We start from the raw sequence: 17,379 nt of genomic DNA, 5'->3' as shown, positions 1-17,379 counted from the left end.
TCACAAGAGCCTGACGCGCAGCGTGCCGCCGAAGACGCGCGGCTGGCTGGGCAGGCCGATCGTGGTGGGATTGCTGGCGTCGCCCGGCGACCATGAATAGAGCGGCCGCTCGTCGAAGACATTCTTCGCCCAGATCGACAGGCTGTATTGCTCGTCATCGGTCCGCAATCCGAGGCCGGCGTTCACTATGGCGAATGGCGGCTGCCAGTATTGGAGCACAGAGTGCGGATCGGTGAGCTGCGTCTTGTCCTGCCAGGCCAGATTGACATAGCCGAAGCCGGTGACGGGATGGTCCCATTCCGGTCCGAGGCCGCGGAACAGCGGGCCGAGCGGATGGTCGTAGGTCGCGCCGACATTGAACGACCACAGCGGCAGATTCTCCCATCGCGTGTTGGAGCGTGACAGAGTGAGAGGCGCCGAGGGCGAGCCTGCGGTCGCCGGCCAGATCCAATCGGTCGGCGGCGTGGCGTTGGCGTAGTCGATCCAGCGCGCCTCGGTATAGGCGCCGTTGAAGGAGAGCCACAGCCGCTCCGCAGGGCTCCATCGGCCGACGAACTCGAAGCCGCGCAGCCGCAGATGGCCGACATTGCCGAGATAGGAGGTGCGGATCGGCTGCCCCGTGCTGTCCGTGTAGGAGGCGTCGGTGAGGCTCGTCTGGAAATTGTAGATGTCGTTCCAGTAGACATTGAAATTGGCGATGAGGCGGTCGTCCAGCCAGCTGGTGTTGACGCCGAGCTCATAGTCCCAGGAGGTTTCCGGCTTGGTGACGAGCGGCTGCCAGCCTTTGAAATTGAGCGCGCTGTCGAGGATGGGCTGGGCCGAATTGTTGATCGCGCCCGATTTCTCGCCGCGCGCGACGAGCACGTGGAAGAGGAGATGGTCGTCGAATTTATATTGCGGATTGAAGATCCCGGTGACGGAGTTGAAGGTCTTGCTTTGGCCGCCCGTGTCGAACAAGGCCTGGCCGCCGCCGGCGCGAATGGCCGATTCCTGCTGCGCGAAAGAATATTGATTGGCGTAGAGCTGATCCCAGCTGAAGACGGAGCCTTCCTTGATCTCATAGCTGTCGCGCAGGCCGAAGGTGAGCGCCCATGCGTCGTCTATGTGATAGGTTCCCTGCCCATAGCCGGCGATGCTGAAAGTCCGCGATTTGCTGTCGCGATTGTTCTGCAGGCCGCGCAGCAGCGCCGGCCGGCTGTACCAGGCGGCGGCGTCGGCGCCGAAGCGCGTGTAGGTGCGGCTCCAGGCGTTCTCATAGAGCGAGAAGAGTCCGGCGGTCCATTCGAGACGGTCCTCCTTGGGCGAGGAGAGCCGGATCTCCTGGGAGAACTGATCGACATAGGGCGCGAAGACGCCGACGCTGTTCTCGAGCTCCTGATTGCCGAAGGGATTATTGCCGATCACCCGCGAATTGCCGAAGGCGGTGAGCGACGTCAGAGTGTGGCGGCCCAAGGTCCAGCTCAGCTCGTTCGAGACCATGAGGTGGCGCTCGCCGAAACCTCCGGCGTTCGTGGCATAGGGGCGATAGGGATCGAAAGTGAGAATGGGCTTGCCGAGCCGCGCGGCGACATTCCGGGCGTAGCTGCGCGCCGGCAATGTCCCATTGGCGTAGATGAGCGACGTGTCGCCGACGGGTCCCGTCGTATAGGCGCCGATCGCCGTATATTCGTGCTGCGCGCCGGTGCTGAAGATCAAGCGGTCGGTCACGTCGTCGCCGACATAGAGGAGCTGCCCGCGCACGCCCCAGCGATCATTGTTCAGATAGCTCGCGCCGGTGACCTGGTCCCGGATCCAGCCGTCGCCCTTGTCGAAATAGGCGGTCACGCGATAGGCCAGCTTGTCGTCGATGATCGGCCCCGTGACGTTCAGCTTCTCGATGACGCGGCTGTAGCTGGCGAAGCTGGTCTCGATCGTCGCCCGGCGCTCGAAGGAAGGCCGCTGCGTCGAGACGACGACATTGCCGACCGTCGTGTTCTTGCCGCCGGCCGTTCCCTGGGGGCCGAGCGCCAGCTCGAACGACGAGATGTCGACGAGGTCGCCAGCCTGGAAGCCGGCGTATTTCCAGAAAATATTGTCGACGATGTAGCCGGTGTCGAATTCGGCTCCGACAGGGTTGATATTGCCGCGGCCGAGCTGGCCGACAGTGCTGCTGACGCCGCGGATCGCCGGTCGCGAGGCGATAGGGTTGGATTCGTTGGGCCGATAATTCGGCACGAGCTGGGAGAAGTCGGAGAGGCGCTCGAGGTGCTGTTCTTCCGCCTTCTTGGAATCGACGAAGCCGACCGAGCGGGGCGTTTCGCGCAGCGTCGTGTCCTCTCGCCGCGCCGGGCTTTCGGCTCCGACCCGAACGTCCTCGATGCGCGCCTCCTGGGCGCGCGTCGCGATCGTCGAGTCGGCGGCGAAGGCGACGAGAACATATGCGATGAGCGCGCCGCTTGAGGATGACGGGCGATGAGCGAGTTGGTGGAGAAGCCGCATCTGACGCTCCTTTAATATATATAGTCTATCAAATTAGTATTATTAAAGCCGAGGCTGCGTCCAGCTTTTTTTTGCAGCGAATCAAAAGCCCGGCGCAGAGCCGCCCCTGCGCCGGGGTCCGAAAATGCCGCGGCTCACCCTTCCGCGCGGAACTCGCGCGCGAGAGCCTTCTCGATCTCGGGCAGAGGATGGCGGGTCAGATCCTTGTCCAGCTCGCCCTTCACCTTGCTCTTGGCTTTGGGCGACAGCTCCTGGCGCAGCTCGCCGAGCACGCGCGGCGGGGCGATGATGACGACCTCGCTCAATTCGCCGGATTCCGCGGCGGTGTTGATGCGCTCGGCGATCGTTCTCGCGAAATGCTCCTTTTCCAGCTCGTGCCAATCGGCGTTCTCCACGGCGCTGCGCGGCGCTCCCGCCGTGCCATAGGCGCGGCCCGGCGCGTCGCTGCCCTGCTCGCGCGTCGGCGGATTGACGTCGACGCGCGCCTCCACGACGCGCAGATCGAGCAGGTCGGGATCGCCGTGATTTTGCAGAAACAGGGCTCTGCGGCCGTCGCCGACGAGAACCCAGGCCCCATTGTGAACGGCAATATTGGTCATGTTTTTCGTCTTTCGTTGAACGCCCACATGACTCCATTTGGGAAGGGGAAGGGGCGACGGCAACCGTGGTGGATTGCCGCGTTTCAGCCGGGGGAGGGCGCGGGCTCGCGCTCGCGAGGGCGGAAAAAGGCCTCGGCGCGCCAAATGCGGACGGAAAATCGATTATGAGAAATGAGCGGGGCGCATCACGTCCCGACCGCGATCCGTTCGCGCGGCCTTCGCCGCCTTCCTTCTCCCCGCGAGTGGGGAGAAGGTGAGGATGAGGGGCTCGGGGCGTTTTCCGTTTGTGTCTAACGCCCACGCCCCTCACCCCGGCCCTCTCCCCGCTCGCGCGGGGAGAGGGAGAGAAAGCGATCAGCCTTCCAGCAGGCGCCTCGCGATGACCTGCGCCTGAATCTCCGCCGCGCCCTCGAAGATGTTGAGGATGCGCGCGTCGCAAAGGACGCGGGAGACGGGATATTCCAGCGCGAAACCATTGCCGCCGTGAATCTGCAGCGCATTGTCCGCCGCGGCCCAGGCGACGCGCGCGCCCAGCAGCTTGGCCATGCCGGCCTCGAGATCGCAGCGCTTGCCCTCGTCCTTCTCGCGGGCCGCGAAATAGGTGATCTGGCGGGCGACGTGAATCTCGATCGCCATTGTGACGATCTTGTCGAAGACGCGCGGGAAGGCGAACAGCGGCTTGCCGAATTGCACGCGCTCCTTGGCGTAGCGCAGGCCGAGGTCGAGCGCCGCCTGGGCGACGCCGAGCGCGCGCGCCGCCGTCTGAATGCGGGCGGATTCGAAGGTCTCCATCAGCTGCTTGAAGCCCTTGCCCTCCTCGCCGCCGAGAAGATTTTCGGCCGGCACCTCGAAATTGTCGAAGCCGATCTCGAACTCCTTCATGCCGCGATAGCCGAGCACCTCGATCTCGCCGCCGGTCATGCCCTTGGCGGGGAAGGGATTCTCATCGGTGCCGCGCGGCTTTTCGGCGAGCAGCATGGAGAGGCCCTTATAGCCCTTCTCATTCGGATTGGTGCGCACAAGCAGCGTCATCACATCGGCGCGCACCGGATGGGTGATCCAGGTCTTGTTGCCGACCACCTTGTAGACGTCGCCCTCGCGCGTCGCGCGGGTGCGCAGATTCGCGAGGTCGGAGCCATTGTTCGGCTCGGTGAAGACGGCGGTGGGCAGGATTTCGCCGGTGGCGATCTTGGGCAGATATTTCTGCTTCTGCTCCTCCGTGCCGCCGACGAGGATCAGCTCGCCCGCGATCTCCGAGCGCGTGCCGAGCGAGCCGACGCCGATATAGGCGCGCGACAGCTCCTCCGAGACGACGCACATGGCGATCTTGCCGAGGCCGGAGCCGCCATATTCTTCCGGGATGGTGAGGCCGAAGACGCCCAGCTCCGCGAGGCCGGAAATGACCTCGAGCGGAATGTAGTCGTTCTTCAAATGCCATTCATGGGCGTGCGGCGTCACATTGTCGCCGGCGAATTTGCGCATCTCGCTGCGGATGGCCTCCAGCGTCTCGTCGAGGCCGGTGGCGCCGATCGTCTCAGCGGCGCCATTGTGGTCGATCAGCTCGGCGAGGCGGGCGCGATTGGCGCTGGTGAGGCCGGAGGCGATGAGGCTGTCCACCTGCGGAATATGGGCGGCGGCGATATCGGCGGGCGAGAGGCCGAAATCGGAGAGGCGGACGATCTCGCCCTGGCTCATCGGAATGCCGCCGAAGACCTGCGCCAGATATTCGGCGAAGGCGATGCGGGTGAGCAGATTCTCCACCTCGCCATAGGCGCCCTCGCCGGAGAGGCGGTCGGCGTAGGCGAGCAGCTCGCGCAGGCCCTGCACATAGGTGGCGAACCAGGAGAGGCCGTGCGCGGCGTGCTGCTCCACCTCGATCAGCTCATTGGAGAGCTTGCCGTCCTTGGTGACGCGGGCGCGGACGGCGGCGAGCGCGCGGCCGTAAAGCGCCTCCACGGAGGCGAAAGCCGCCTTGGCGTCGGGCAGCCAGGTCGTGGAGGTGGTCTCGGTAGCGCTCATTCTCTCTCGCTCTTTCTGGGACAGGCCCGGCGGGGCCGGGGGTGGTGACAGGATTTTTTCTAAATGCCGCCAATTGCGGGAGGACGCAACCGTTCCGCGTCCGAGCCGGCTCCCGGGGCTGGATCGGGCGGGGCGGAGGGCGCCGCCCTCGAGATCACAGAAAAAGCGAATTTCGCTCCGATAGCATCGGGCTGCCGAACTCGATCATTGCGGAGGCCCTCATGTTTCACGATCCCGATTTCAGCCCCTTCACGCCGCGCGAGAAGCCGTCCTATCTGGCGGTGACGCGCAATTACCTCGAGAATTACGCGCCGGAGGCCTATCGGACCGATTTCTTCACCGCCAAAGGCCTGTGGCCCTTTTTCCCGCGCATGCACTATGTCGTGAAACCGGAGCTGATCGAGGAGCTGCTGGTCACGCGCGCCGAGGCCTTTCGCCGCGACGACATCGCCGCCAAGGCCCTGCGCGGACCTGTCGAGGGCGACACGCTATTCTTCTCGGAAGGCGCCGAATGGAAATGGCAGCGGCGCGCCATCTCGCCCGCCTTTCGTTACGAAAATATTCTGGCGCTCGTGCCCTATTTCGTGCGTTGCGCGCAGGCGCAGGCCGAGGAGTGGCGGCGCCTCGGCGACGGCGCCACGGTGGAGATCACCGAGGCCATGTCGCGCACGACCTTCGCCGTCATCGAAAAGGCCGTGTTCGGCGCCTCGGAGAATTTCGACGGCGAGCGCTTCATCGCGGCGCTGCGGCCGGTGCTCGGCAGCTTCGCCTGGCGCATGCTGGCGGTGATGTTCCGCCTGCCGCCGGATTGGACGCCCTATCCGGGCCTGCTCTCGGCCCGCGCCGGCTCGCGCTTCGTGCATGAGGAGACGGTGAAGCTGCTCGCCGAGCGTCGCGCCCGGCCCGAGCCGACGCGCGATATTCTCGGCCTTCTGCTCTCGGCCAAGGACCCGGAGAGCGGCCGTGTGATGACCGACGCGGAGCTCGTCGCCAATCTGCACGGTTTTCTGCTCGCGGGCCACGAGACCTCCGCCGTCGCGCTGGCCTGGACCTTCTGGCTGCTGGCCAAGGATCAGGCGAGCCAGCAGCGCGCCCGCGAGGAGGCGGAGCGCGTCGCCGGCGACGGCGAGATCACGCCAGAGACGGTGGAGAGCCTCGTTTTCACGCGGCAGGTTTTGCAAGAATCGATGCGGCTCTTCCCGCCCTTCGCCGCGCTCGGCCGCCAGCCGCGCGAGGACACGACGCTCGGCGCTTATCGCGTCGCCGCGAAAGAGCCGATCTATGTGCTCATCTGGTGCCTGCATCGGCACGAGAAGCTGTGGGAGGAGCCGACCGCCTTCGACCCCGACCGCTTCTCGCCGGAGCGGGCGAAGGCGCGCCATCGCTACGCCTATCTGCCCTTCGGCGCCGGGCCGCGCATCTGCGTCGGCATGGGCTTCGCGCTGACGGAGATGGCGACCATCGTCGCGACGCTGCTGCGCGAGTTCCGCTTCGAGACCGTCCCCGGCCATCGGCTGGAGCTGGCGCCGACCTTCGCCTTGCGGCCGAAAGGCGCGCTGCCGCTGCGCCTGACGCCGCTCGCGAAACATGCGCCGACCCGACGGGCGGCGCATGACGCCAGGGTTGCGTGACTCAGGCTGCGGCCTTCAGCGCGGAATCGAGATCGGCGAGAATATCGTCGATATGCTCTATGCCGATGGCGAGACGCACATAGCCGGGCGTGACGCCGGTCGCGAGCTGCGCCTCCGGCGACAGCTGCGAATGCGTCGTCGTCGCCGGATGGATCGCGAGGCTGCGAGCGTCGCCGATATTGGCGACATGATAGAAGAGCTTCAGCGCATCGATGAAGCGCCGGCCGGCCTCGAGGCCGCCGGCGAGCTCGAAGCCGACCAGCGCGCCATATTTTCCCTTCAGATATTTATCGGCGCGCTCGCGCTCCGCGCCGCTCTGGCGCGAGGGATGAATGACCTTCGTCACCTCGGCGCGCTTCGACAGAAAATCCGCGACCGCCTGCGCATTTGAGACATGACGCTCCAAGCGCAGCGGCAGCGTCTCTATGCCCTGCAGAGTGAGAAAGGCGTTGAAGGGCGAGACGGCGGAGCCGAGATCGCGCAGCAATGTCGTGCGCGCCTTGATGATATAGGCGACGGGGCCGAGCGGCTTGACCGCCTCCACCCAGACGGCGCCGTGATAGCTGGCGTCCGGCGTGTTGAGCGCCGGCTGGCGCTCGGGAAATTTCTCCCAATCGAAATTGCCGCCGTCGATGATGGCGCCGCCGATCGACGTGCCATGGCCGCCGATATATTTGGTCGTCGAATAGACGACGATGGCCGCGCCATGCTCGAGCGGCTTCACCAATAGCGGCGCCGCGGTGTTGTCGGCGATGAGCGGAATTCCATACTCGCGGCCGATCGCCGCGACTTCCGCAATGGGGAAGACGGTGAGCTTGGGGTTCGGCAGAGTCTCGGCGTAATAGGCGCGCGTGCGATCGTCGGTCGCGCGGCGGAAATTCTCCGGGTCGCTCGGATCGACGAAGCGCACCTCGAGGCCCTGGTCCTTCAGCGTGTTGGCGAAGAGATTCCAGGTGCCGCCATAAAGATCGGTGGAGGCGACGACATTGTCGCCGGCGCGCGCCAGATTTTGCAGCGCGAAGGCCGAGGCCGCCTGTCCCGAGGCGAGCGCGAGCGCCGCGACGCCGCCCTCGAGCGCGGCGAGACGCTCCTCGAGCACGGAGGTCGTCGGATTGCCGATACGCGTGTAGATATTGCCCAGCTCCTTGAGCGCGAAGAGATTTGCGGCGTGCTCCGTATCGCGGAACTGGTAGGAGGTCGTCTGATAGATGGGCGGCGCGACGGCGCCGGTCGTCGGATCGGAACGCCAGCCGGCGTGGAGGGCCAGTGTCTCGGGATGCTTGCTGTCGATCGGCATTTCCGTCCTCGTTTTTTGGCGCCGCGGCGCGCTCGCTGGCGGATTTAACCGGATTATTAGTCTACGGGCAATGTGGGATTTCGAGGTCGCCACAGGACGCGCCGGCGCGGCGATCCGCCGCGAGCGGAGCCGGCGGATGCAAATTGAAACGATTCTTGCTTGCCCCCTTTTGTCGCGTCGAGACGCGCGGCGCCGTTTCGCGGGCGCCGCGTCCAAGGAACGATCGGGGAGAGTTACATGGCTTTGAAGATTATCGCGTCGCAATGCACCGTCTGCGGCGCCTGCGAGTTCGACTGTCCGACCGCCGCCATTCGCATGAAGGGCGACACCTATATCATCGACCCCAAGAAGTGCACGGAATGCGACGGCGAGTCTCCGCATTGCGCCGAGGTTTGTCCGGTTCCAGACACTTGCGTCCCTGCGTGACGCCAAACGCGACGAGATAGTCGGCGATATGAGCAGCCCTCCCCGGCGGGAATACGCTGGGGAGGGCGGAACCGTGTTTGTTTGCCGCGGCTTGGCGCGTTAGCGCGCCGCCGCTTTTTCCTTGCAGACATCCGTTAGAGCGCTTTTCGACCAGACAGATCATTAGGTCGACGAGAATTTGCTCTAAGCAAGAAGCTTCAGATGAGAAAATGCTCTAGTCTAAGCCGGAGACCCAGCGCGAAGACTGAGATCACGGCAGTATTCTAGCAAGAATATGCCTATTGGTGTCTTCCCAGTCACCGCTCAGATTTTCAGTCTGAAGCGGTCCATTGAGAACAAATTCGGCATATAAATCAAAAATCCATTCCGCGTTGATGTCATCCAGAATCAAATGGGATCTTGCCCCATCGGCGAGCAATAAAACATTGTTCAAGTCATCACGACATATCTCGACGCTGTGGCCACCATCAACATGGAAAAGATCGAATGATCCCCGCGAGGAACTGTTCGAAAGAGCAGGCAACACCTCTCGCGAGTCTCCTTGCAGAAATCGAAAGCGATCAGGAAATTGCTGCATGAGATAATTCGCGCAGCCCGTGACATAGGGGTTCAAACAAATATCTACGCCAGTATACTTTACAAATGGGCTCGACATCAATACAAGCAACGCGGTATGCCCAGCGTTAACGCCTATTTCTAAAACGGATTTCTTGAACCGAGCCGCGCGCCAAATATTGCGTCGCGCGGAAGCCAAAGATTCGTTTGGCAGTAATTCGCCTTCTAATTTAGTTCCGTTACAGTAAAAGTTGCTTCCCTCAAAATGACACTCGTGGGAAATAACAATTTTATTAAGCTCCCTCAAATGCCTGAGGAATTCCTCGGAAAACGATTCTTTACCAGTATTGCGCACTACATCGTAATGATAGCGATTTGTCGCGAAATTTCCCCATTCGTTGTTGGCGCTAGCGTGATCAAAGTGGCGGCCAGACATCGATGTAAGTCCTTGTTTTTGCTCGACACGATCTTGAAGGGCAATTTCGCTTGCCGCTCTAACCTAAAGACCGCGAAAAACCTTCGTAGGAGGCGAGCCTAGGTAACAGTTTCTCGCTCTCGTGACAAGGCGAGGCCCCCCTGTCAATCTGATTGACAGCCGGCCCCAAATCTTTGTCGGCCAAGTCTCGCGCACCCAGGCAGTGAAGGCCGAAGAAAACAGCGCCCGATCGACGCGGTTCATGAGCAAAGAGCCCGCATCCGCCCGGCGCGCCGTGCGCATAGGGCAAATAGCGGCGCATGAAACTGATATTCTCATCGCACAAGGCGGCGATGCCGTCGGAATGGTCGCACGCGCAGACGGAGTAGCACCTCGCGAAGCGGATGCGCGACGCGCAAAGACTCGCGTGGCTCGTCGATGATCAAGGTCGAGAAGCATCAGAGGCGGCTTCTAACTGAACGGGGCGAAGCCAAGACTCATGACGGCAGCTCGCCATTAACCCGAATTCAGAGCCCTGCGTCGAAAAAGGGCCGGAAATCTTCCCCGCTTGACTCTCCCCCTCAGCGGAGTCAGCATGAGAACAAATAGGAAACAATCTGGAGATCGGGGACCCGATGTCGCGCAGCGGCTCATCGGAACGCATTGTTTTTTTGCGTCGTCGGATCGCCGCGCTGGAGGCGGGCGGCGCGCCCGCGCCTGCGGCGGCTCCGCGGGACGAGGGGCTGTCGCGCCTGCTCGATCCCGGCCGCGGCGGCCTGCGCGAGGCGCTGCCGGCGCGGCCGACCGACGCTGCTGCGACGGCGGGCTTCGCCTTCGCCCTGGCGCTGCGCCGGCTGCGCCTGCGCCCGCAGGGCGGGATCGTCTGGATCGCCGAGGATATGGCGGCGCGCGAGCTCGGCCTGCCCTATGGGCGCGGCCTGCAGGCGGCGGGCCTGCCGCCGGAGCTTCTGGTGCTGGCGCGCACGCGCCGCCCGCGCGAGACGCTCTGGGCCATGGAGGAGGCGCTGAAGAGCGGGGCCGCCGTCGTCATCGCCGAGAGCTGGGCCGATGCGAGCGCCTATGACCTCACCGCCTCGCGCCGGCTGGCGCTCGCCGCCCGCCGCGGCGATTGCGCCGGCCTGCTGCTGCTGCCGCGCGCGGCCGGCGCCGCGCAAAGGCTCGCCAGCGCCGCCGAGGCGCGCTTCGAGATCGCCGCCGGCGCGCCGCCGCCACGGGCCGAGGGCGCGCCGCGGCCCCTGCCCGGCCCGCCCGCTTTTCGTCTGCGCGTCGTCAAGGCGCGCGGCCTCGTCGGCGCCTTCGACCCGCAGGCCTGGCGCGACATTGTTTTCGATCATCAGGAGGCCGAGTTCCATGGGGCGCCTTTCCATGCGTTGTCTCGCCGTGCATCTGCCGCGCCTTGCGACCGACCGGCTCGCGCGCAAAAACGCGCCCTCGCCTGAGGCGGAGGCGCCCTTCGCCGTCTGGGCCAAGCTCGGCGGCGCCGAACGGCTGACCGCCGTCGACGCGCGCGCCGAGGCGGCCGGGCTCGTCCCCGGCATGGCGGTCGCCGACGCGCGCGCCATGCGCCCCGCCCTGCGGCTGGCCGAGGCCGACCCGCAGGCCGACGCCGAGCTGCTGGGGCGGATCGCCGATTGGTGCCGTCGCTTCACCCCGCTCGCCGCGGCCGATCCGCCGAATGGGCTGCTCCTGGATATTTCGGGAGCGGCGCATCTCTTCGGCGGCGAGGCGGCGCTGCTGGCGGAGGTCGAGCGCCGCCTCGCCGCCCAGGGCTTTGCGGCGAGAGGAGCGATCGCGCCCGGCCCGGCGCTGGCGCGCGCGTTGGCGCGCTTCTCCCGCCGGCGCCATGTGGCGGAGGGGGCGAGCGGGGAGGAGCTGGAGGCGATCGCCGCCGGCCTTCCCATCGCCGCGCTCGATCTCGATGCGGAAGCCCGGCAGAGGCTGGACCGCGCCGGGCTGCGCAGCCTCGGCGATCTGCTGGCGCGGCCGCGCGCGCCGCTCACGGCAAGGCTGGGGGCGGAGGCCATGATGCGGCTCGACGCCATCGCCTGCCGCCGCCGCGAGCCGATCTCGCCACGCTTCGAGGCCCCGGATTTCATGGCCGAGCGCCGCTTTCCCGAAGGGCTCACGCGGCAGGAGGACATAGAGCGCACGCTTCACGGCCTCGCCCACGAGCTGTGCCTGCTGCTCGAGCGCCATGGCGTCGGCGCGCGGGAGCTGGAGGCGGTTTTCTACCGCGTCGACGGCGCCGTCGCGCATATAGAGACGGGAACCAGCCGGCCGCTGCGCGATCCAGACACGATCGCCCTGCTGCTGCGCGAGCGCCTCGCCGTGCTGGCGGAGGAAGGACTCGACACGGGCTATGGCTATGACGTGCTGCGGCTCGGCGCCGCGCGGGTCGAGCGCTGCGATGCGCCGCAGGAGGACCTCGGCCTCGGAAAAATCGATCTGGCCGGACAGGAAAATGCGCGAGAAAATGCACATGACGCGCGGCTGGACGATCTCGTCGATCGGCTCGGCGCGCGGCTCGGGCCGCGCCGCGTGCTGCGGGCCTATCCGCAGGCCTCGCATATTCCAGAGCTCGCAGTCACGCTGCGGCCCGCCTCCGGCCCCGCCCCCGCGGCGGTGGAAGAAGCCGCGCCGCCTCCCTATCTCCGCGCGGGCGTCCCGGCGCGGCCTCTGCGGCTGTTCGAGCGGCCGGAGCCGATCGAGGCGGTGGCGCTCACGCCCGACGGGCCGCCACTGCGCTTCCGCTGGCGTCGGCTGCTGCACGAGCTCGCGGCCTATGAGGGGCCGGAGCGCATCGCCCCGCAATGGTGGAGCGCGCCGGACAACGCCGCCACTCGCGACTATTTCAATGTGGAGGATCGGGAGGGCGGACGCTTCTGGCTGTTTCGCGAAGGGCTTTTCGGCCGCGAGAGCCGGCCGCCGCGCTGGTTCGTGCATGGCTTGTTCTGACGGCCCCTTCGCATGACGGTCCGGGCCGCCGCGTCATCTTATCGTCACGGTTCGGGGCGAAACCGAACCATGCTCTCCTCGCGACGTTCTCTTGCGACGCGCGGATGAACGATGGGCGGGCTCCGCGCCGGCGTCTCATCCCGCCGCCCGAGGGCGCGCGCAACAGGAACGAACGAGATTCCTATGAACGGACGCCGCGAGGCCCGCCGATCGCCTTTGAACTCCGCCGCCCGACGTCGTATCGAAGAAGCCTATTCCGCGCATATTCGACGACGCATCGAGGAAAGAGCGAAATTGAAGCGGCCAGACAGCGATCTTTCGGAGGCCGGCGTCGAGGCGCCGGCCGAGGCGAAGCACAGCGCGAGCCAAAGCGCGGGCCTCGATCTGCTGGCGACGGCGCGCCGCTATATCGCTCCCAATCTCGGCAAGGCGCTCGGCGGAATCGCCAGCCTCGCCGTTTTCGCGCTCGCCGGCTTCGCTCTCGCCAGCGCGATCTCCAGCGTCAAATTCTCCGACGTCCGCGCCGCCATAGCGGCGATGAGCGCCGAGCAGATTTTCGCCGCTCTGCTGCTCACCGCGCTCTCCTATGTCGCGCTCACCGGCTATGACGCGCTGGCGCTGCGGCAATTGCGGCTGCATGTGCCCTATCGCATCGCCGCGCTCGCCTCCTTCGCGAGCTACGCCTTCTCCTTCAATCTCGGCTTTCCCGTCGTCACCGCGGCGGCGGTCCGCTATTGGATCTATGCGCGCGTCGGCGTCACCGCCGTGCAGGTGGCCAATGTCACCGTCATAGCGGGCGTCACCTTCTGGCTCGGCATGACCTCCGTCGTCGGCGTCGGCCTCATGGCGCGCGCCGGCGAGCTCGGCGCCATAGACAAGCTGCCGGCTTTCCTCAATTTCGGGCTCGGCCTCGCGACCTGCGCCGGCGTCGTCTATTATATCGTCTGGGTGTCGATGCGCCGGCGCCGGGTGCGGCTGCGCGGGCATTTCTTCGAGCTGCCCGGCCTCGCGCCCACCGGCGGCCAGACTCTGCTCGGCGTCGTCGATCTCTGCTGCGCCGCGGCCGCGCTCTATGCGCTGCTGCCGCATGACGTCGATCTCGATTTCGCGACCTTCGTCTCGGTCTATGTCTTCGCCTGTATTCTCGGCGTCATCAGCCATGCGCCGGGCGGCATCGGCGTTTTCGAGGCGACGATGCTGAACGCGCTGCCGTCGCATTCGCAGGAGAGCCTTTTGGCCTCTCTGCTGCTGTTCCGCGTCATCTATTATTTTCTGCCCTTTATTCTCGCGCTCGCGCTTCTGGGCGCAGACGAGGGCTCGCGGCGCTGGAACAGCCTGCGCGAGACCATCGCCCGCATATTGGAGACGCGCGAGTGATCTGCGCCGCGCAGCGGTCGCGGCGCCGCGATTGAGGGGGCTCCCTTTCGGAGCCAGACGAAATGACGAGAGGACCGATGCCGGATCTACGCCGACGCTATCAGGGCGAAGCCCTGCTCGGCCTCGTCATCGACGCGCTGCCGGAGGCGGTCTTCGTCATCGATTCGGAGGCGCGCATCGTCGCCTCCAATCGCGCCGCGCGCTCCGTGCTGCCCTCGCTGCGGCCCAATGATCCGCTGGCGCGCAGCCTGCGCTCGCCCGATGTGCTGGACGCGCTGGACCGCGTGCTGCGCGGCGGCCAGCCGGAGAAGGTCATCTGGCTCGAGCGCCTGCCGGTGGAATGCTGGTTCGAGGTGCATATCGCGCCGCTGCGCCTCGAGGGCTATGAGAACGCCGCCGTGGTGAGCCTGCGCGATCTCACCGAATCGCGCCGCGTCGAACGCATGCGCGTCGATTTCGTCGCCAACGCCAGCCATGAGCTGCGCACGCCGCTCGCCTCGCTGCTCGGCTTCGTGGAGACGCTGCAAGGCCCAGCCCGCGACGACGCCAAGGCGCGCGACCGCTTTCTCTCCATCATGCGCGATCAGGCGCAGCGCATGTCGCGCCTCGTCGACGATCTCCTCTCCCTCTCGCGCATCGAGCAGCATCTGCATCTGCGCCCGGACACGCCAGTCGATCTCGGCATTCTCGTCGCCCATATCGTCGACACTCTGGCGCCCATGGCGGAGGACGGCGGCATAGAGCTGAAGCTCGACATAGAGGGTACGGTGGTCGTGCCGGGCGACCGCGACGAGCTCGCCCGCGTCGCCGAAAATCTCATCGAGAACTCGATCAAATATGGAGCCGGCCCGGTGGAGATCACGCTCTCCCCGCTCGGCGCTTCCGCCGTCTTCTCGGTGCGCGACCACGGTCCGGGCATAGCGCCGGAACATTTGCCGCGCCTCACCGAGCGCTTCTATCGCGTCGACGCCGGCAAGAGCCGCGCGAAGGGCGGCACCGGGCTCGGCCTCGCGATCGTCAAGCATATCGTGGCTCGCCACCGCGGCAGGCTCGCCATAGATTCCGCGCCAGGAAAAGGCGCCACTTTTCGCGTATTTTTGCCATTGATCGACCCGGACAAGCCCGACGGCGCCTGAGCAGTCGCAAATTCAGCAAATAAGTTCCGCTAGATACACTGTCATGTGACAGTCATCCCGTTGTCGTAAAACCCTCGCCGCGCGCCACTAGTGTGCGCCTCGCTGGGGCGCTGGACGCGCGCCGACACAGTGAACCTCGAGCTCGAAAGAGACCGAACATGCTTTCCAAAATTTTCCATCGCGTCGCTCTGGCGACGACCCTGGCCGTGGCGACGGCGGGCGCCGCTTTTGCGATCGACATCTCCGGCGCCGGCGCCACCTTCCCCTATCCGATCTACGCCAAATGGGCGGACAGCTATAAGAAAGAGACCGGCAACGGCCTCAACTACCAGTCGATCGGCTCGGGCGGCGGCATCAAGCAGATCAAGGCGCGCACCGTGACCTTCGGCGCCTCCGACCAGCCGCTGAAGGCCGAGGAGCTGGAGGCCGCCGGCCTCACCCAATGGCCGCAGGTGATCGGCGGCATCGTGCCGGTCGTCAATCTGGACGGCGTCGCCTCCGGCGATCTCGTCCTCGACGGCAAGACGCTCGGCGCCATCTTCCTCGGCGAGATCAAGAGCTGGGACGACGCGGCGATCAAGAAGCTCAACCCGAAGGCGAAGCTCCCCTCGGCCGCGATCGCCGTCGTGCATCGTTCGGACGGATCGGGCACGACCTTCAACTTCACCAATTACCTGTCCAAGGTCAGCGCGGACTGGAAGGCCAAGGTCGGCGAGAACGCCTCGGTCGAATGGCCGGTCGGCATCGGCGCCAAGGGCAATGAGGGCGTCGCCAACAATGTCGCCAACACCAAGGGCGCCATCGGCTATGTCGAATACGCCTACGCCAAGCAGAACAAGCTGACCTACACCAAGCTCGTCAACAAGGACGGCAAGACCGTCGCGCCGACGACGCCGACCTTCCAGGCCGCGGCCTCCAACGCCGATTGGGCCAATGCGCCGGGCTTCTATCAGATCCTCACCGACCAGCCGGGCGCGCAGTCCTGGCCGATCACCGCCGCCACCTTCATTCTGCTGCCCAAGGCGCCGCAGGATGCGGCTGCGGCCGGCGAGGCGCTGAAATTCTTCGGCTGGGCCTTCGCCAAGGGCAATAAGGCGGCCGAGGAGCTGGATTACATCCCGCTGCCGGCCAATGTGGTGGCTCTGATCAAGAAGAGCTGGAACGCCAATGTGAAGGATGCGAGCGGCAAGCCGCTGGCCTCGAACTAAAATATCGTCTGCGCGCCGGCGAGAAGGGATTTTTCGCCGGCGCGGCTCGCGAGACGCGCGAGAGCCGCAGGTGTGGAATATCGCGAAAGGTGTGGAATGTCGCGAAACGACCTGCCCGCGAATGCGCCATGCCCGCTTCTTTTCGACGCGGCGCGGCTCGACGCGGTGAGTTCTCCCGAGACCTGCGCTATGACCTCAAGATGAAAAATCCGCCTTCGGGAGCGCGCGATGGACGTCGGCTTCAACCGCCAAACGAGAGACAATAGCGTGTCGGACCTAGCAATCGTAGAAGCGTCGCCCCGCGCCGCCGAAGTCGACCGCCGGCAAGTTCTCGGCCGCATGGCCTTGTTCGACTTCTTCTTTCATAATTTGACCCGCGCCGCCGCGGTGCTCGTCCTGCTCATTCTCGGCGGCGTGATCTTCTCGCTCGTCTATGGCTCGCTGCCTGCGATCAAAGCCTTCGGCCTCGGCTTTTTGACGACGGAATCGTGGAATCCCGTCACCGAGAAATTCGGCGCCGTCGCGCCCATCTACGGCACTCTGGTGACATCGACCATCGCCATGGCCATCGCCGTGCCGCTGGGCCTCGGCATCGCCATCTTCCTCACCGAGCTCTGCCCCCATGCGCTGCGTCGGCCGATCGGCGTCGCCATAGAGCTGCTCGCGGGCATTCCGTCGATCATCTACGGCATTTGGGGCCTGTTCGTGCTCGCGCCCTTCCTGCAGCAGCATGTGCAGCCGGCGCTGATCTCGCTCACCGGCGACATTCCCGTGCTGTCGAGCCTCTTCGCCGGACCTCCCTATGGCATCGGCATGCTGACGGCGGGCTTCATTCTGGCGATCATGGTGCTGCCCTTCATCACCTCCATCTCGCGCGACGTGTTCGACACGGTTCCGCCGGTGCTGAAGGAGGCGGCCTCGGGCGTCGGCTGCACGACATGGGAAGTGATGCGCCATGTCGTCATTCCCTACACGCGCGTCGGCGTCATCGGCGGCGTGATGCTCGGCCTCGGCCGCGCCCTCGGCGAGACGATGGCCGTCACCTTCGTCATCGGCAACGCCCATAAGGTGTCGAGCTCGCTGCTCGCGCCGGGCACGACCATATCGGCGACCATCGCCAATGAGTTCACCGAGGCTGTCGGCGACCTCTACACTTCCGCGCTGATCGAGCTCGGCCTCATCCTCTTCGTCATCACCTTCTTCGTGCTGGCGGCGGCGCGCTTCATGCTGATGCGCATCGAGCAGAAATCGGGAGCCTGACC

Annotated in this window: 13 protein-coding genes; 8 read left to right on the top strand and 5 right to left on the bottom strand. The window is 65.5% G+C overall.

Features of this window, described 5'->3' with window-relative positions; genetic code table 11:
• From K369_RS21295 to K369_RS21285, 3 genes are all read right to left on the bottom strand, one after another.
• Complete coding sequence (locus K369_RS21295; RefSeq protein WP_036293998.1) at positions 1-2,478, bottom strand: TonB-dependent receptor; 2,478 nt, start codon at positions 2,476-2,478, stop codon at positions 1-3.
• Between the two features lie 134 nt (positions 2,479-2,612).
• Positions 2,613-3,077 carry a host attachment protein gene (locus K369_RS21290; protein ID WP_036296145.1) on the bottom strand — a complete coding sequence of 155 codons (465 nt, stop codon included), beginning with the start codon at positions 3,075-3,077 and terminating at the stop codon, positions 2,613-2,615.
• 354 nt (positions 3,078-3,431) lie between these two features.
• The gene (locus K369_RS21285) at positions 3,432-5,096 is read right to left on the bottom strand and encodes an acyl-CoA dehydrogenase family protein (RefSeq protein ID WP_036293996.1); all 1,665 of its coding nucleotides are present in this window, start codon (positions 5,094-5,096) and stop codon (positions 3,432-3,434) included.
• Between the two features lie 221 nt (positions 5,097-5,317).
• Here K369_RS21285 and K369_RS21280 point away from each other — a divergent pair, with 221 nt between their 5' ends.
• On the top strand, positions 5,318-6,727 hold the full coding sequence (locus K369_RS21280) for a cytochrome P450 (RefSeq protein ID WP_051949454.1): 1,410 nt from the start codon (positions 5,318-5,320) through the stop codon (positions 6,725-6,727).
• A gap of 1 nt (position 6,728) precedes the next feature.
• Here K369_RS21280 and K369_RS21275 read toward each other — a convergent pair whose 3' ends face one another.
• Positions 6,729-8,024, bottom strand: a complete 1,296-nt coding sequence (locus K369_RS21275; protein WP_036293994.1) for an O-acetylhomoserine aminocarboxypropyltransferase/cysteine synthase family protein — start codon at positions 8,022-8,024, stop codon at positions 6,729-6,731.
• Between the two features lie 237 nt (positions 8,025-8,261).
• Here K369_RS21275 and K369_RS21270 point away from each other — a divergent pair, with 237 nt between their 5' ends.
• Positions 8,262-8,450, top strand: a complete 189-nt coding sequence (locus K369_RS21270) for a 4Fe-4S dicluster domain-containing protein (RefSeq protein ID WP_018267040.1) — start codon at positions 8,262-8,264, stop codon at positions 8,448-8,450.
• A 250-nt stretch (positions 8,451-8,700) separates the two neighbouring features.
• On the opposite strand, the gene K369_RS25750 is transcribed toward K369_RS21270, so the two are convergent.
• A complete protein-coding gene (locus tag K369_RS25750; RefSeq protein WP_084570769.1) occupies positions 8,701-9,441 on the bottom strand; it encodes a class I SAM-dependent methyltransferase in 741 nt (246 codons plus the stop codon).
• A gap of 650 nt (positions 9,442-10,091) precedes the next feature.
• On the opposite strand from K369_RS25750, the gene K369_RS21265 reads away from it, so the two are divergent.
• The 6 genes from K369_RS21265 to pstC all read left to right on the top strand — a co-directional run bounded on the left by K369_RS21265 (position 10,092) and on the right by pstC (position 17,377).
• Entirely contained in the window at positions 10,092-10,880 is a 789-nt protein-coding gene (locus K369_RS21265) for a hypothetical protein (protein ID WP_245278262.1), read from the top strand.
• Positions 10,807-12,396: a DNA polymerase Y family protein gene (locus K369_RS21260; RefSeq protein ID WP_051949560.1), complete on the top strand. Its 1,590-nt coding sequence runs from the start codon at positions 10,807-10,809 to the stop codon at positions 12,394-12,396. The genes K369_RS21265 and K369_RS21260 overlap by 74 nt, the downstream gene beginning before the upstream one ends.
• 183 nt (positions 12,397-12,579) lie before the next feature.
• Positions 12,580-13,773, top strand: coding sequence for a lysylphosphatidylglycerol synthase domain-containing protein (locus tag K369_RS21255; RefSeq protein ID WP_036293990.1), 1,194 nt, complete (start codon positions 12,580-12,582; stop codon positions 13,771-13,773).
• Between the two features lie 77 nt (positions 13,774-13,850).
• Complete coding sequence (locus K369_RS21250; RefSeq protein ID WP_018267044.1) at positions 13,851-14,909, top strand: ATP-binding protein; 1,059 nt, start codon at positions 13,851-13,853, stop codon at positions 14,907-14,909.
• Between the two features lie 158 nt (positions 14,910-15,067).
• A complete protein-coding gene (gene pstS, locus K369_RS21245) occupies positions 15,068-16,117 on the top strand; it encodes a phosphate ABC transporter substrate-binding protein PstS (protein ID WP_036293988.1) in 1,050 nt (349 codons plus the stop codon).
• 228 nt (positions 16,118-16,345) lie between these two features.
• Positions 16,346-17,377 (top strand): phosphate ABC transporter permease subunit PstC, encoded by a 1,032-nt coding sequence (gene pstC, locus K369_RS21235; protein WP_051949453.1) that lies wholly within the window; start codon positions 16,346-16,348, stop codon positions 17,375-17,377.
• The last annotated feature ends 2 nt before the right edge of the window (positions 17,378-17,379 follow it).

Source organism: Methylosinus sp. PW1 (assembly GCF_000745215.1).
Lineage (GTDB): Bacteria > Pseudomonadota > Alphaproteobacteria > Rhizobiales > Beijerinckiaceae > Methylosinus.
The sequence above is the reverse complement of the archived record's forward strand: the minus strand, read 5'-3'. Positions and strand labels throughout refer to the sequence as shown.